The sequence below is a fragment of the Crenobacter sp. CS_VA4 genome (assembly GCF_055597485.1).
In genome coordinates this window covers 1-14091 of the sequence record NZ_JBVMAE010000026.1, presented here as the reverse complement: position 1 = coordinate 14091, position 14091 = coordinate 1, and the positions used below count along the sequence as shown (strand labels likewise).

Annotated in this window: 15 protein-coding genes; 8 read left to right on the top strand and 7 right to left on the bottom strand. The window is 66.3% G+C overall.

Features of this window, described 5'->3' with window-relative positions; all coding sequences use genetic code 11:
- Positions 1-42 precede the first annotated feature (42 nt).
- Entirely contained in the window at positions 43-939 is an 897-nt protein-coding gene (locus tag ACZ2IA_RS18425; protein ID WP_470294056.1) for a LysR family transcriptional regulator, read from the bottom strand.
- Positions 940-1083: 144 nt separating this feature from the next.
- Here ACZ2IA_RS18425 and ACZ2IA_RS18420 point away from each other — a divergent pair, with 144 nt between their 5' ends.
- Positions 1084-2079 carry an aldo/keto reductase gene (locus ACZ2IA_RS18420; RefSeq protein WP_470294055.1) on the top strand — a complete coding sequence of 332 codons (996 nt, stop codon included), beginning with the start codon at positions 1084-1086 and terminating at the stop codon, positions 2077-2079.
- Between the two features lie 69 nt (positions 2080-2148).
- Here ACZ2IA_RS18420 and ACZ2IA_RS18415 read toward each other — a convergent pair whose 3' ends face one another.
- Genes ACZ2IA_RS18415 through apbC form a run of 4 tightly spaced genes read right to left on the bottom strand, consistent with a single transcriptional unit; the run spans position 2149 to position 4770 of the window.
- Entirely contained in the window at positions 2149-2427 is a 279-nt protein-coding gene (locus ACZ2IA_RS18415; protein ID WP_470294054.1) for a barstar family protein, read from the bottom strand.
- Positions 2418-2879, bottom strand: coding sequence for a ribonuclease domain-containing protein (locus tag ACZ2IA_RS18410; RefSeq protein ID WP_470294053.1), 462 nt, complete (start codon positions 2877-2879; stop codon positions 2418-2420). The genes ACZ2IA_RS18415 and ACZ2IA_RS18410 overlap by 10 nt, the downstream gene beginning before the upstream one ends.
- 3 nt (positions 2880-2882) lie before the next feature.
- Positions 2883-3671 carry a glutamate racemase gene (murI, locus tag ACZ2IA_RS18405; protein WP_470294052.1) on the bottom strand — a complete coding sequence of 263 codons (789 nt, stop codon included), beginning with the start codon at positions 3669-3671 and terminating at the stop codon, positions 2883-2885.
- 7 nt (positions 3672-3678) lie between these two features.
- Positions 3679-4770: an iron-sulfur cluster carrier protein ApbC gene (gene apbC, locus ACZ2IA_RS18400; RefSeq protein ID WP_470294085.1), complete on the bottom strand. Its 1092-nt coding sequence runs from the start codon at positions 4768-4770 to the stop codon at positions 3679-3681.
- Positions 4771-4954: 184 nt separating this feature from the next.
- Between apbC and ACZ2IA_RS18395 the strand changes: the two genes are divergently transcribed.
- The 5 genes from ACZ2IA_RS18395 (at position 4955) to ACZ2IA_RS18375 (ending at position 10394) form a co-directional block, all read left to right on the top strand.
- Positions 4955-5788, top strand: a complete 834-nt coding sequence (locus ACZ2IA_RS18395; protein ID WP_470294051.1) for an aldo/keto reductase — start codon at positions 4955-4957, stop codon at positions 5786-5788.
- A gap of 214 nt (positions 5789-6002) precedes the next feature.
- Positions 6003-7262 (top strand): MFS transporter, encoded by a 1260-nt coding sequence (locus ACZ2IA_RS18390; RefSeq protein ID WP_470294050.1) that lies wholly within the window; start codon positions 6003-6005, stop codon positions 7260-7262.
- A gap of 150 nt (positions 7263-7412) precedes the next feature.
- Entirely contained in the window at positions 7413-9473 is a 2061-nt protein-coding gene (gene metG, locus ACZ2IA_RS18385; protein WP_470294049.1) for a methionine--tRNA ligase, read from the top strand.
- Positions 9474-9738: 265 nt separating this feature from the next.
- Positions 9739-9918, top strand: coding sequence for a hypothetical protein (locus ACZ2IA_RS18380; RefSeq protein ID WP_470294048.1), 180 nt, complete (start codon positions 9739-9741; stop codon positions 9916-9918).
- 197 nt (positions 9919-10115) lie between these two features.
- Complete coding sequence (locus ACZ2IA_RS18375; RefSeq protein ID WP_470294047.1) at positions 10116-10394, top strand: acylphosphatase; 279 nt, start codon at positions 10116-10118, stop codon at positions 10392-10394.
- A 61-nt stretch (positions 10395-10455) separates the two neighbouring features.
- On the opposite strand, the gene ACZ2IA_RS18370 is transcribed toward ACZ2IA_RS18375, so the two are convergent.
- Together ACZ2IA_RS18370 and yaaA are read right to left on the bottom strand one after the other, a co-directional pair.
- A complete protein-coding gene (locus ACZ2IA_RS18370; RefSeq protein WP_470294046.1) occupies positions 10456-11328 on the bottom strand; it encodes an urea transporter in 873 nt (290 codons plus the stop codon).
- Between the two features lie 181 nt (positions 11329-11509).
- On the bottom strand, positions 11510-12289 hold the full coding sequence (gene yaaA, locus ACZ2IA_RS18365) for a peroxide stress protein YaaA (RefSeq protein ID WP_470294045.1): 780 nt from the start codon (positions 12287-12289) through the stop codon (positions 11510-11512).
- 99 nt (positions 12290-12388) lie between these two features.
- Here yaaA and dtd point away from each other — a divergent pair, with 99 nt between their 5' ends.
- Together dtd and ACZ2IA_RS18355 are read left to right on the top strand one after the other, a co-directional pair.
- A complete protein-coding gene (gene dtd / locus ACZ2IA_RS18360) occupies positions 12389-12841 on the top strand; it encodes a D-aminoacyl-tRNA deacylase (protein ID WP_470294044.1) in 453 nt (150 codons plus the stop codon).
- Between the two features lie 132 nt (positions 12842-12973).
- Positions 12974-14091: L-serine ammonia-lyase (locus ACZ2IA_RS18355; RefSeq protein ID WP_470294043.1), on the top strand; the 1118-nt coding region annotated here is incomplete at its 3' end.

Sequence of the window (14091 nt, the reverse complement as noted above, 5' to 3'; positions counted from 1 at the left end):
CCGACGGCAAGTCCGCGCCACCACGCCGGAGGGGAGCGCTTGTCAGGGGCTCGTTCCGAACAGTTCGGCCAACCAGTCGACGAACACCCTGAGCCGCGGCGACAGGTGGCGGTGCTGCGGGTAGACCACCGCCAGCGGCAGCGCCGGCGGCGGCCAGCGCGGCAGTAGCTCCATCAGCCGGCCTTCGGCCAAGGCGGCGACGACGTGGTAGCGCGGCACCTGGACCAGGCCGAAACCGGCCTCGCAGGCGGTGACGTAGGCATCGGCCAGGTTGACGGTCAGGCGGCTTTGCATCGCCACCGTGCGCAGCTGGCCGTCGACGATGAATTCCAGATCGAGGATGCGTCGGGTTGTGGGCGACTGGTAGTTCACCGCCAGGTGCTGCGCCAGATCGTCCAGCGTCTGCGGCACGCCGTGCTGGTCGAGATAGTCGCGGCTGGCGCAGGTGATCTGTTGCAGCGGCGAGAGCCGGCGCGCCACCAGCGTCGAATCGCGCAGCTCGGCCCCGCGCAGTGCGCAATCCACTCCCTCCTGTATCAGGTCGATCACCCGGTCGCTGCTGCTGATCTCCAACTCGATGCCCGGATAGCGCCTGCAGAAGTCCGGCAGCGCGGGCAGCACGAGCAGCCTGCCCAGTGCGCCGGGCATCTCCACCCGCAGCTTGCCGCTGGGCGCCGCGCTGCTGTGGTCGAACGAGGACTCGGCCTCGTCGAGATCCGCCAATAGGCGCCGGCAGCGTTCGTAGTAGGCGCTGCCGTCGAGGGTGGGGCTGACCTGGCGGGTGGTGCGGTGCAAGAGGCGCACGCCGAGGCGCGCCTCCAGCTGGCGGATGATGTTGCTGGCCGTGGCACGCGGCAGCTGCAGGCTGTCGGCGGCGCGGCTGAAGCTGCTCAGCTCGACGATGCGGGTGAACAGCAGCATGGCCTGGAAGCGGTCCATTGGCACCCTCGGTTATTGTTGTGCTGTTTGGAATAGTGTTTGCCAATTCTAGTCATTTATCTGCTTGGAAATAACAACCAGAATGCACTCCAAGCGCTGCCGACCGGCTTCGCGTCAGCCAATCACCGATTGAAGGAGTAGCAGATGCAGACTCGACAACTGGGCAAGCACGGCCCGCAGGTTTCCGCCATCGGCCTGGGCTGCATGGGGATGAGCGACTTCTATTCCACCGGCCGAGACGAGGCCGAGGCGATCGCCACGATCCAGCGGGCGCTCGACCTGGGCGTGACCCTGCTCGACACCGCCGACATGTATGGCCCGTACACCAACGAGGAACTGATCGGCCGGGCGATCGCCGGGCGGCGCGACCAGGTGCTGCTGGCCACCAAGTTCGGCATCGTGCGCGATCCGAGCGACGCCGCCGTACGCGGCCTGAACAGCAGTCCGGACTACATCCGCAAGTCGGTCGACGGCAGCCTGCGCCGGCTCGGTGTCGACTACATCGACCTCTATTACCAGCACCGCGTCGACCCGACCGTGCCGATCGAGGACACGGTCGGCACGCTGGCCGAACTGATCGCCGCCGGCAAGATCCGTTACTACGGACTGAGCGAGGCCTCGGCGGCGACGATAGAGCGTGCCCACCAGGTGCACCCGCTAACGGCGGTGCAGAGCGAGTATTCGCTGTGGTCGCGCGACCAGGAGCAGAACGGCGTGCTCGACGCCTGCCGCCGGCTCGGCATCGGCTTCGTGCCGTACAGCCCGCTCGGTCGCGGCTTCCTGACCGGCACCCTAACCAGCCCGGACGATTTCGCCGCCGACGACTATCGCCGCACCAGCCCGCGTTTCCAGGGCGAGAACTTTGCGCGCAATCTGCAGCTGGTCGACAAGGTCAAGGTGCTGGCCGCCGCGCGCGGCGTGACGCCGTCGCAGCTGGCGCTGGCGTGGGTGCTGGCGCAGGGCGAGCAGATCGTCCCGATTCCGGGCACCAAGCAGCGGCGTTATCTGGAGCAGAACGTGGCGGCGGTAGAGATCGCGCTGTCGCCGGCAGAATTGGCCGAGATCGACGCGGCCTTCCCGCCGGGCGTGGCGGTCGGCGAGCGCTACGTGCCCGAGTCGATGAAGGCCGTCAACGGCTGATCGGCAGGCATGAAAAAACGGCGGACGCTGAGCGTCCGCCGTTTTGGCGCTGGTGTTCCCGAAGGTGAGTCAGGGCTTCAATTCGAGGGTGACGTCGTCGCGCTCGTCGACCACGCTCTCCAGCAGTTCGACCAGCGTGGCGAACAGGTCGTCGCCGAGCGCCTGGCGCGCCGCGTTGCTGTCGTGCCAGACGATCGCGAACGGACCGGCCACGTCGGCGGACAAGCTGTCGTACAGCGCGTCGAGGTTGCGGCCGAAGTGGCGCGGCAGGTCGAGCTGGTGGGTGAACGCGTCGTACAGCGCGTCGAGGTTGTCGATCTGCCTCAGGTGGCAGGTTTTCACTGGCATGCGGGCACCTCGCTGAAGCTGTTGTAGTGGTCGACGGTGACGAAGCGGCGGCCGTCGCGGGCGAACAGCAGCCGCTGCGCGCCGCGCTTGTCGCCTTTGTAGCCGAGGTCGGCCTCCTGCCACTGGCCGGCCGGCAGGCGCTTCTCGAAGTTACCGAAGCGGTCGCCACCGATTGCCTTGCCGTCGAGCCCCGGCACCTTCCACAGCGGCCGGCCCGGCTGCCAGCCGGCGTCGCGCGCCTGGCGCTTGGTGACGAACTTGGCGGGCAGCCGGCCGGTCTGGCCGAGGCTGCGCAGCGCGCCGGTCAGCTCCGTCTGGTCGATCCGTTGCGGCAGTTGGCGCGACAGGCCGGCGACCACCTGGTCGCAGGACGGCGCGGCCCACGCCGGCAGCGCCAGCAGGGCGCCGACGAGCAGGGCGCAGAGTCGGGAAGGCGACAGCAGACGGGGCACGGTTTACTCCAGGTCTAGGGTTTCGACGCTGACGTCGCGCTGCAGCGCGGTGGCGATGAACGCCTGCATGCCGGTGGCGTCGGCGGTAGTGACGAAGCGGTAGCGTTCGGCCGCCGCGGCGGGGTGGCCCGCTGCCGGGCGATGCCGATCGAGCAGTCGCGCGGTCTGCCGGCACACCGCGCCGGCCGGGTCGATCAGCGCGACATGGGGGCCGGCCAGCTCGCGCATCAGCGGCATCAGGAATGGGTAGTGGGTGCAGCCGAGCACGATCTGGTCGACGCCGGCGGCGAGCAGCGGCTCGAGCTGGCTCGCGACCACCGCGCGCGCATAGTCGCTAGTGAGGTCGCCGCGTTCGACCAGCTCGACCAGCCCGGGCGCCGGCTGCACCAGCACCTCGGCCTGGTCGCGGTAGCGCTCGGCCAGTTCGCGGAACTTGTCGCCGGCCAGTGTGACCTCGGTGGCGAGCACGCCGATCTTGCCGCGCCGCGACAGCAGCGCCGCCGGCTTCACCGCCGGCTCCATGCCGACGATCGGCAGCGGGAAGCTCTGGCGCAGGTGATGCGCGGCGGCACTGGTCGCGGTGTTGCAGGCGATCACCAGGATTTGTGCGCCCTGGGCGATCAGGTAGCGGCTGATCGCCTCGCAGCGCTCGCGCAGTTCGGCGGCGCTGCGCTTGCCGTATGGGCAGTAGTCGCGGTCGGCCAGGTACAGCACCGCCTCGTCCGGTAATTGCGCGACCAACTCACGCCATACCGACAGGCCGCCGAGGCCCGAGTCGAAGACACCGATCATGATCGCTTTAGCCGTTCTGGATGACGATCTTCGGCAGTTTACTGGAGAAGTCGCGCGACTTCTCGCCGACCTTCACCGCGACGCGGCGAGCGATGGTCCTGTAGAGCTCGGCGACCTGGCCGTCGGGGTCGGCGACCACGCTCGGCGTGCCCTTGTCGACAGCGACGCGGATCGCGAGATCGAGCGGCAGCGAGCCGAGCAGCTCGACGCCGTAGTCGGCCGACATCCGGCTGGCACCGCCCTCGCCGAAGATGTGCTCGGCGTGGCCGCAGTTGGAGCAGATGTGGATCGCCATGTTTTCGACGAGCCCGAGGATCGGCACGCCGACCTTCTCGAACATCTTCAGGCCCTTCTTGGCGTCGAGCAGCGCGATGTCCTGCGGCGTGGTGACGATCACCGCGCCGGTCACCGGCACCTTCTGTGACAGCGTCAGCTGCACGTCGCCGGTGCCCGGCGGCATGTCGATCAAGAGGTAGTCAAGTTCGTCCCACTGCGTGTCGTTCAACAGCTGCTGCAGCGCCTGGCTGACCATCGGGCCGCGCCACACCATCGCCTGGTCCTCGTTGACCAGGTAGCCGATCGACATGGTCTGCACGCCGTGGTTGACCAGCGGCTTGATGGTCTTGCCGTCCGGGCTCTCCGGACGCTGGCCGGCCAGGCCCATCATCAGCGGTTGCGACGGGCCGTAGATGTCGGCGTCGAGAATGCCGACCCGTGCGCCCTCGGCGGCCAGCGCCAGCGCCAGGTTCACCGTGGTGGTCGACTTGCCGACGCCGCCCTTGCCGGACGCCACCGCGACCACGTTCTTCACGCCCGGCAACAGCGGCACGCCGCGTTGCGCCTGGTGCGCGGTGATCTCGCTGCGCACGCTGACCTTGACGGCGCGGCCCTCGGCCACCCCTTGCAGCGCCGCGGCGAACTCGGTCTCGAGGCGGGCGAACTGGCTCTTGGCCGGGTAGGCGAGCACCAGGTCGAGCGCGAGCTCGCTATCGCTGATGCGGATGTTCTTCACCGCCTTGGCGGCGACGTAGGGTTTGCCGGTATTCGGGTCGACGAGCGCGGCGAGGGCGTCGAGCACTTGGGGTTCGGTCAGGGCCATGGTGGTCGGGGTGTCGGTAGACGACTGGAACAGTCGGGTGAGCTTGGAAAACATTGTGCAGGTAACCAGTAGGGTTCCGTAATACCCGACAAGTTTACTCGAACTTGGCCGGGCCGCGCATGACCGCTGTCGCTTTGGCATTCTAAAATGCCGGATCATTACACCAACTAAGGAAGAGATCACCATGCGCACCGTCCGTCTGCCGTCCGGCGTCGAAGTCCCCGTCCTGGGTCAAGGCACCTGGTTCATGGCCGAACAGCGCCAACAGCGCGCCGCCGAGATCGCCGCGCTGCAGCACGGCATCGACCTGGGGATGACGCTGATCGACACCGCCGAGATGTACGCCGACGGCGCCGCCGAGTCGCTGGTCGGCGAGGCGATCGCCGGCCGGCGCAGCGAGGTGTTTCTGGTCAGCAAGATCTACCCGTGGAACGCGTCGCGGCGCGGCACCAAGGCCGCCTGCGAGGCCAGCCTGCGCCGGCTCGGCACCGACCGGATCGACCTCTATCTGTTGCATTGGCGCGGCAGTCACCCGTTCACCGACACGGTCGAGGCGATGGAACAGCTGGTCGACGAGGGCAAGATCCGCTACTGGGGCGTCAGCAATCTGGACGTCGACGACCTGGACGAATTGTGGGACGTCGACAACGGCGAGCGCTGCCAGGTCGACCAGGTGCTCTACAACCTGACCCGGCGCGGCCCCGAGTACGACCTGTTGCCGTGGGCGCGCGAACGCCGCATGCCGCTGATGGCGTACAGCCCGATCGAGCAGGGCCGGGTGCCGGCGCACGGCGCGCTGGCCCGGGTCGCCGACAAGCACGGTGTCGCGCCGCTGCAGGTGGCGCTGGCTTGGGTGCTGCGTCAGCCGGACGTGATCGCGATCCCGAAGTCGGGCCGTCGCGAACATGTGGACCTGAACCGCGCCGCGCTCGAGCTGCGGCTCGACGCCGACGATCTGGCGCTGCTCGACGCCGAGTTCGCCGCGCCGCGCCGCAAGCAGCCGCTGGAGATGCTGTAATTCGAATAGTTTGGCCCGTTCGGCCAACCTTCTTGGGCATCGGGGCCGGTGTGGCGATTGTCGACAATGCTGGCCAGTATCGGCATTTGCCGATATAATCCAAGTCATTGATTTTTCGGTGCGCCGTGGCGGCGGGCCGACTACCGAGAGGCTGGTGTTTCCGCAATGGGCACACCGGCCTCTTTTGTTCTTTGCTGCAATGAGGCCTGTCTTGATGAAAAAAATAAGCACCCTTAACCGCTCGACGCTGCTGTTTCCGCTGGCGCTGGTGCTGTTCGAATTTTCCGTCTATATCGCCAACGACATGATCCAGCCGGGCATGGTGCTGGTAACCCGCGAGTTCGGCGTCGACTCGGCATGGATCCCGACCGCGATGACCGCCTTCCTGCTCGGCGGCGCGCTGTTCCCGTGGCTGATGGGCCCGCTGTCCGACCGCGTCGGCCGCCGCCCGGTGATGCTCGGTGGCGCGGCCTTCTTCATCGTCAGCTGTCTGGCGATGCTGTTCTCGAGCGGCATCGAGAGCTTCACCGTGCTGCGCGTGCTGCAGGGCATCGGCCTGTGCTTCATCACCGCGGTCGGTTACGCCACCGTGCAGGAAGCGTTCGAGGAGAAGGCCGCAGTCAAGGTGATGGCGTTGATGGCCAACGTGGCGCTGATCGCGCCCTTGGTCGGCCCGGTCGCCGGCGCGGCGCTGATCACCGTCTGGCCGTGGCGGATGACCTTCGTGCTGATCGCGGTGGTGGCGTTGGTCGCGCTCGTCGGCCTGTGGCGCAAGATGCCGGAGACGGTCACCGAGAAGACCCCCGAGCTGTCGCTGAAAAGCCTGAAGGCCGACTACGCGGCGCTGCTGAGCAACGCGCGCTTCATGACCGCGTCGCTGACGATTCCGTTGCTGGCGCTGCCGCTGCTCGGCTGGATCGCGCTGTCACCGGTGTTCCTGATCGAAGACGCCGGCATGAGCCCGGTCGAGTACGGCCTGTGGCAGTTCCCGGTGTTCGGCGCGCTGATTATTGGCAACCTGGTGCTGGTGAAAATTACCGACAAGCTGCCGCTCGGTCGCTCGGTGTTGTTCGGCATGCTGCCGCTGTTGGCCGGCATGGGGCTGATGTTCGTCGGCTGCCTGACCAGCGACGTGCCGCACTTCTACATCATCGCCGGCATCAGCCTGATGACGTTCGCCGAAGGCCTGTCGTTCGCGGTGCTGTACCGCTTCGCGCTGACTGCGAGCCAGGTGTCGAAGGGCGCCACCGCCGCCGCCATTGGTCTCGTGAGCATGGTGGTGTACGTGGTCGGTATCGAGGGCTTCTCGCGGCTGCACCAGCACTTCGGCGACGCCGGTTTCGCCGCGCTGGCGCTCGCGATCACGCTCGCCTACTGCCTGCTGACCCGTCGCGTGGTCGCCCGGTCGATGGCCGAGCGCGCCGCCGAGGACGACGCGGCCGCCGCTCCGGAGCTGGCCTGCCAGGACGCCTGATCGTCCGCTCGGTCCCCTGACGTCGTTTGCTTGAAAAGGTTGGCCGAACTCCCTGTTCGGCCAACCTTTTCTCGTTGGGGCGGCCGCGCCGGGCGGCGCTGTCTTGCTGCTATAATCGATCGCTTGAAATTCCAACCTGGGTGTTTTTACATGACAACGCAACGCAAGATTCTGGTAACGAGCGCGCTGCCGTACGCGAACGGCGCGATCCACCTCGGGCACATGGTCGAGCACATCCAGACCGACGTCTGGGTGCGCTTCCAGAAGATGCGTGGCCACGCCTGCCACTACGTCTGTGCCGACGACACCCACGGTACGCCGATCATGCTGGCCGCCGAGAAGCAGGGCATCACCCCGGAGCAGCTGATCGAGCGCGTGAAGGCCGAGCACCTGTCGGACTTCACCGGTTTCCACATCGGCTACGACAACTACTACAGCACCAACAGCCCGGAAAACCAGCACTACGCCGAGCACATCTACCGCACGCTGCGCGACAACGGCAAGATCGTGTCGCGCACCATCGAGCAGCTGTACGACCCGGAAAAGCAGATGTTCCTGCCGGACCGCTTCGTCAAGGGCGAGTGCCCGAAGTGCGGCGCCAAGGACCAGTACGGCGACAACTGCGAGGTGTGCGGCGCCACCTACAGCCCGATCGAGCTGCGGAACCCGTACTCGGCGGTGTCCGGTGCCACCCCGGTGCTGGAGTCGTCCGAGCACTACTTCTTCCGCCTCGGCGACTGCGCCGACTACCTGCAGGGCTGGACCGCCGGTTCGTCGACCCGTGCCGACGGCGTGGCGCAGCCGCATCTGCAGCCCGAGTCGCTCAACAAGATGAACGAGTGGATCGAGGGCGGCCTGCACGACTGGGACATCTCGCGCGACGCACCGTACTTCGGCTTCGAGATCCCGGACGCACCGGGCAAGTACTTCTACGTCTGGCTCGACGCGCCGATCGGCTATATGGCGTCGTTCAAGAACCTGTGCGACCGCGTCGGCATCGACTTTGACGAGTACTTCCGCGCCGATTCCGACGCCGAGCTGTACCACTTCATCGGCAAGGACATCCTGTACTTCCACGCGCTGTTCTGGCCGGCGATTCTGAAGTACGCCGGCTACCGCACCCCGACCGGCGTGTTCGCGCACGGCTTCCTGACCGTCGACGGTCAGAAGATGTCCAAGTCGCGCGGCACCTTCATCACCGCCAAGTCCTACCTGGACTGCGGCCTGAACCCGGAATGGATGCGCTACTACATCGCCGCCAAGCTCAACAGCCGCATCGAGGACATCGACTTGAGCCTGGACGATTTCGTCGCGCGGGTGAACTCGGATCTGGTCGGCAAGTTCATCAACATCGCTAGCCGCTCGGCCGGCTTCATCGCCAAGCGCTTCGGCGGCCAGTTGGCCGAATCGGTCGCCGACCGCGAGATCCTCGCCAAGTTGCAGGCCGACGCCGCGAGCATCGCCGCCTCGTACGAAGCGCGCGAATACGCCCGTGCCTTGCGCGACGTGATGGCACTGGCCGACCTCGTCAACGGCTACGTCGACGCCAACAAGCCGTGGGAGCTGGCGAAGCAGGAAGGCCAGGACGCGCGTCTGCAGGAAGTCTGCACCGTGCTGATCAACGCCTTCCGCCTGCTGACGATTTACCTGAAGCCGGTGCTGCCGAAGCTAGCCGAAGGCGTCGAGGGCTTCCTCAACGTCGCGCCGCTGGCGTGGGGCGATGCCGACCAGCTGCTGCTCGGGCACACCATCAACAGCTACCAGCACCTGATGCAGCGCATCGACCCGGTGCTGATCGAAAAGCTGATCGCCGCGAACAAGCAAAGCATGGAACAACACGCCCCGGCCGCTGCGGCCAACGTCGAACCGCTCGCCGACACCGTCACGATCGACGACTTCGCCAAGCTCGACCTGCGCGTCGGCAAGGTGCTGGCCTGCCAGTTCGTCGACGGCTCGGACAAGCTGCTGCAGTTCACCGTCGATCTGGGCTTCGAGACGCGCAACATCTTCTCCGGCATCCGCAAGGCCTACCAGGAGCCGGACAAGCTGATCGGCCGCCACGTGATCGTGGTCGCCAACCTGGCGCCGCGCAAGATGCGCTTCGGCGTGTCAGCCGGGATGATCGTCTGCGCTTCTGGCGTCGACGACGGCGAGGGCCTGTTCCTGCTGGATGTCGACGAAGGTGTGAAACCGGGCATGCGCGTCGGCTGATCGCGACACCCACCCCGGGTAAAGCAACGCCCCGCCGGAAGACTCCGGCGGGGCGTTGTTCTTATTAGTTCTATGTCATTAAATTGCTACTGACATCGCGCCACTTCATGCTAAGTTAGCACTGCCACATACTTGTCATCTTGGCTTGCTAGAGTGGTGCAGGTGAGGGGGCGCAGGCGTCTCACCGAGTAGGTTTTTAAAAATTTGCTTGAAAATCAATGATGTAGTAAGATCGTTGTTTGGAAATAAAAACGAAAGGATATGAATGCAAATCAATCAACTGAAACCGGGTCATAAAATCACCGATCACAAGAATGGCGAAGCCATCCAGTTTGAAGTCGTACAGGTCAAGCCTGTCGGTCGTAAGTTCGAAGTAACGTTCCTCTCGCGCATGGGTCTGTCCAGCGCCGTATATCCCGCCGAAGCTTTCGTCGCGGCTCTGTAAGTCCGTTTTCGCACTTCCGCTCTACTTCCCCCTGGTAATACCCTGATTTCGTCGCGCCGACGCGGTCGGCGTACGTCTTCACCGTCTTCTTCGGTGCGGCGTGTGACGCCAAGTCCTGGCGACCTCTTTCCTTGGCAGCACGGGCTGATCGGCGTAGCCTGAATGCCCCGTCTGTAATCAGGAATCGCTTCGCAACAATGGCAGTCCTTCATCTGATCATCCATGGCAAGGTCCAGGGCGTGTACTACCGCGACAGCGCGGTGGCGACCGCGCGCGAACTGGGCGTCAAGGGCTGGGTGCGCAACCGCAGCGACGGCACGGTCGAGGCCGTGGTCAGCGGCGACGCCGACGCGGTCAGGGCGTTTGTCGCCTGGGCGCACCGCGGATCGCCGGCGTCGCTCGTCGAACGCGTCGTTCTGCAGGAGTTGGCCGAAGCGCCGGAGATGCTGACCTTCGAGCGCCGGCCGACCGCCTGAACCGCCGTGATGAAAAATGAAACCCGCCGTTAGGCGGGTTTTTTGTTGGATGCGCGCTGGCTCAGCGGTCGGCGTGCGCCGGACGGCCGAAGCCCTGCGGGCGGCGATCGAGCCACAACAGCAGCCAGGTTACCAGGTTGAACGGCAGGGTGAAGTAGGGCAGGTCGAGCGCGCCGAACAGCAGGCAGGCCGGCACACCGAGCGCGATGCCGGTGCAGCGGGTGGCGATGCTCTGTCCGAACACGGTCAGGCCCTGCGCGATCAGCGCGAGGTTGACTGCCAGGCCGATCGCCTGCGCCGCGGCACCCGGCACCAGCCGCTCGAGCAGAGCGGCGGCCAGCCAGCCGCAGGCGGCACCGATGCCGAGCCACAGTCCCTGTTCGCGCGACTCGATGGCGATCGCCAGCCACACCGCGAGGCCCCCGGACAGACTGCCGATGAAATTGACCTGGCCGATGCCGCAAGGCAGGAACTCCGCCAGGCCCTTGGCGCAGCCGAGGCCGGGCTGCGGCAGGCCGAGCAAGGTCGACAGCTGCCCGGCGCCCCACATCGCCACCACGAACTGGACCGTCAGCGCCGGAAGCCGGCCCCACGCCGCCCAGCGGGCGCTGACGAACACGCTGGCAACGCTGACCAGCGCGAGATAACCGAACAGCGCCACGCTCGGTTCGAACAGCGTGAACAGGCCGGCGGCGGACAACGTGGCGTTGTAGCCATACAGGCCGTCCTGCGCCTTGTCGGCCGGTAGCCGCGCCAGCCGGGCGGTGACGAGCGCGACGATACTGGCGAACGCCATCGCGGCGGCGGCCCACGGTTCGACGGTGGCGAGCGCGATCAGAATGGCGAGGCCGGTCAGCGGCGCGTTCTGGAAGTGAATCTGACCAATCTGCTTGAGCAGTTGCGACAGTGGGGCGGGCAGGGACAGCGACTTCATTGAGGGAGACAATCCGGAAAAGGGCACGGCCGCCGATCGCGACCGCGTCCGGATTGTATTGAAAATGGAAATATTTTCCAAGCAATGCGTTGCCAAATGGTTTGGCGGGCCGTTCAAGGTTGGCCGAATGGGGTATTTAAGGCTTGCCCGTCCCGTTGAAACCGTTTCCGTTTCGACGCGGTTATTGCCGCGCGGGATCGCGGCGGAACACCCAGTGGTCGCCCTGCGACGCGGCGGCGTCGAAGGCGTAGCCCTCGGCGTTGAAGTCCTTCAGCGCCTCCGGGGTCGTCACGCCGTGCCGCGCTGCCCAGCGCGCCATCAAGCCCCGCGCCCGTTTGGCGTAGAAGCTGATGATCTTGTATTGGCCGTTCTTCAGGTCCTGGAATACCGGGGTGATCAGCCGGCCGGCCAGCCGTTTCGGCTGCACCGACTTGAAGTACTCGTCGGACGCCAGGTTCACCAGCACCGGCTCGATGTGTTCGGCCAGGCGGGCATTCAGTTCGTCGGTGACGCGTTCGCCCCAGAATGCATACAAATTGGCGCCACGCGGGTTGGCGAGCCGGGTGCCCATTTCCAGCCGGTACGGCTGCATCAGATCGAGCGGGCGCAGTACGCCATAGAGGCCGGACAGGATGCGCAGGTGGCGCTGCAGGTAGTCGAGCTGGGGGGCATTCAGCGTCGCCGCGTCCAGCCCCTCGTAGACGTCGCCCATGAACGCCAGCACCGCCTGCTTGGCGTTGCTCGGGGTGAACGGGGCGTGCCAGCTGTCGTAGCGGCCGGCGTTCAGCACTGCCAGCGTGTCGCTGATGCTCATCAGTTTGCCGAGCTCGGCCGGCGACTTTTCCCGTAGCACCGTGATGAGCTCGGCGCTGTGGTCGAGAAACGCCGGCTGGCTGTGGCGATCGGTGACCGGCGGGGTGTCGTAGTCCAATGTTTTGGCGGGGGAAATCACCATCAGCATGCGGCTGTTCTCCGTTTGTCAGCTAGCCGCATATTGTAGCGGCGTTATGGCCAGACTTGGATACAATGCTGCCCTGATTCAGAACATCAGGAGATAACGATGCGGGTGTTGGTGCAACGGGTATGCGAAGCGAGCGTGACGGTGGACGGCGAGGTGGTCGGGGCGATCGGCGCCGGCCTGTTGCTGCTGGTCGGGGTCGAAGAGCCCGATGGCGACGCCGACATCGACTGGCTGGTGCGCAAGATCAGCCAGCTGCGCATCTTCGACGACGAGGCCGGGGTGATGAACCGCTCGGCGCTCGACGTCGGCGCCGAGGTGCTGGCGGTCAGCCAGTTCACGCTGTTCGCCAGCGTGAAGAAGGGCAACCGCCCCTCGTACAGCCGCGCCGCCCGGCCGGAGCGCTCGCAGCCGCTGTTCGACCGCTTCGTCACCCAGCTGTCCGGCACGCTGGCCCGGCCGGTGCCGACCGGCGTGTTCGGCGCCATGATGCAGGTGGCGCTGATCAACGACGGCCCGATCACCATCTGGCTCGACAGCCGGGCACCCGACTGAGGTCCATACTGAACTATTGGGCCAGGGTTGGCCGAACCGGCCCTGTTTGCGCTGAACGCTGAATCAGTGATGACACAGACTGTCTACAGCATAAGTAGACGCAAAAATTAGATTTGGCAGGGGACCTCCGCAATGATCAGTGTTTTTGACATCTTCTCGATCGGTATCGGGCCGTCCAGCTCGCACACCGTCGGGCCGATGAAGGCGGCGAAGGAATTCGTCGACGGCCTCGCCGCGCGCGGCGAGCTCGGCCGGGTGGCGCGCGTGCAGGCCGAGGTGTTCGGCTCGCTGGCGCTGACCGGCCACGGCCACGGTACCTTCGACGCGGTGCTGCTCGGCCTCGAGGGCCAACATCCGCGCACCGTCGACCCGCAGCACCTGCAACGCCGCGCACGCGAACTGAAGGCCGGCGACACCGAGATTCGTCTGGCCGGCGAACGCCCGGTTGGCTTCCTGTTCTCGCGCGACGTCCTGGTGCATAGGCAGGAGTTCCTGCCCAAGCACTCGAACGGGATGCGCTTCACCGCCTTCGACGCGGCCGGCGACAGCGTGGCGAGCCAGGTCTACTACTCGATCGGCGGCGGCTTCATTGTCACCGACGAGGGCTACGGCCAGCCGCCGCCGGACGCGCTGCCGGTGCCGTTCCCGTTCAAGAGCGCCGCCGACCTGCTTGAGCACTGCCGCCGCCAGGGCAAGAGCATCGCCCAGATCATGACCGCCAACGAGATGGCACTCGGTCGCAGCGAAGACGAGATCCGCCACGACGCGCTGGAAATCGCCGGCGTGATGAAGGACTGCGTCGAGAACGGCTGCCGCCACGACGGCACGCTGCCGGGCGGGCTGAACGTGCGCCGCCGCGCGCCGGGGCTGTTCCGCAAGATGGTGTCGCAACAGCTCGGCGGCCGCCTCGACGCGATGCTCTGGCCGATGCTGTACGCGATGGCGGTGAACGAGGAAAACGCCTCGGGCGGTCGGGTGGTGACGGCGCCGACCAACGGCGCGGCCGGCATTGTGCCGTCGGTGCTGACCTACTACCGCAACTTCTACCCGGGCGCCAACGACAGCGGCGTGGTCAACTTCCTCTTGACCGCCGGCGCGATCGGCCTGCTCTACAAGATGAACGCGTCGATCTCCGGCGCCGAGGTCGGCTGTCAGGGCGAGGTCGGCGTGGCCTGCTCGATGGCCGCCGGCGCCTACGCCGCGGTGATCGGCGGCACGCTGGAACAGGTCGAGAACGCCGCCGAAATCGG

What these genes read in the sequence shown, in the direction of transcription:
- ACZ2IA_RS18425 (WP_470294056.1), bottom strand. Translation starts at nt 939, where the DNA reads ATGGACCGCTTCCAGGCCATGCTGCTGTTCACCCGCATCGTCGAGCTG.
- ACZ2IA_RS18420 (WP_470294055.1), top strand. Translation starts at nt 1,084, where the DNA reads ATGCAGACTCGACAACTGGGCAAGCACGGCCCGCAGGTTTCCGCCATC.
- ACZ2IA_RS18415 (WP_470294054.1), bottom strand. Translation starts at nt 2,427, where the DNA reads ATGCCAGTGAAAACCTGCCACCTGAGGCAGATCGACAACCTCGACGCG.
- murI (WP_470294052.1), bottom strand. Translation starts at nt 3,671, where the DNA reads ATGATCGGTGTCTTCGACTCGGGCCTCGGCGGCCTGTCGGTATGGCGT.
- apbC (WP_470294085.1), bottom strand. Translation starts at nt 4,770, where the DNA reads ATGGCCCTGACCGAACCCCAAGTGCTCGACGCCCTCGCCGCGCTCGTC.
- ACZ2IA_RS18395 (WP_470294051.1), top strand. Translation starts at nt 4,955, where the DNA reads ATGCGCACCGTCCGTCTGCCGTCCGGCGTCGAAGTCCCCGTCCTGGGT.
- ACZ2IA_RS18390 (WP_470294050.1), top strand. Translation starts at nt 6,003, where the DNA reads ATGAAAAAAATAAGCACCCTTAACCGCTCGACGCTGCTGTTTCCGCTG.
- metG (WP_470294049.1), top strand. Translation starts at nt 7,413, where the DNA reads ATGACAACGCAACGCAAGATTCTGGTAACGAGCGCGCTGCCGTACGCG.
- ACZ2IA_RS18380 (WP_470294048.1), top strand. Translation starts at nt 9,739, where the DNA reads ATGCAAATCAATCAACTGAAACCGGGTCATAAAATCACCGATCACAAG.
- ACZ2IA_RS18375 (WP_470294047.1), top strand. Translation starts at nt 10,116, where the DNA reads ATGGCAGTCCTTCATCTGATCATCCATGGCAAGGTCCAGGGCGTGTAC.
- ACZ2IA_RS18370 (WP_470294046.1), bottom strand. Translation starts at nt 11,328, where the DNA reads ATGAAGTCGCTGTCCCTGCCCGCCCCACTGTCGCAACTGCTCAAGCAG.
- yaaA (WP_470294045.1), bottom strand. Translation starts at nt 12,289, where the DNA reads ATGCTGATGGTGATTTCCCCCGCCAAAACATTGGACTACGACACCCCG.
- dtd (WP_470294044.1), top strand. Translation starts at nt 12,389, where the DNA reads ATGCGGGTGTTGGTGCAACGGGTATGCGAAGCGAGCGTGACGGTGGAC.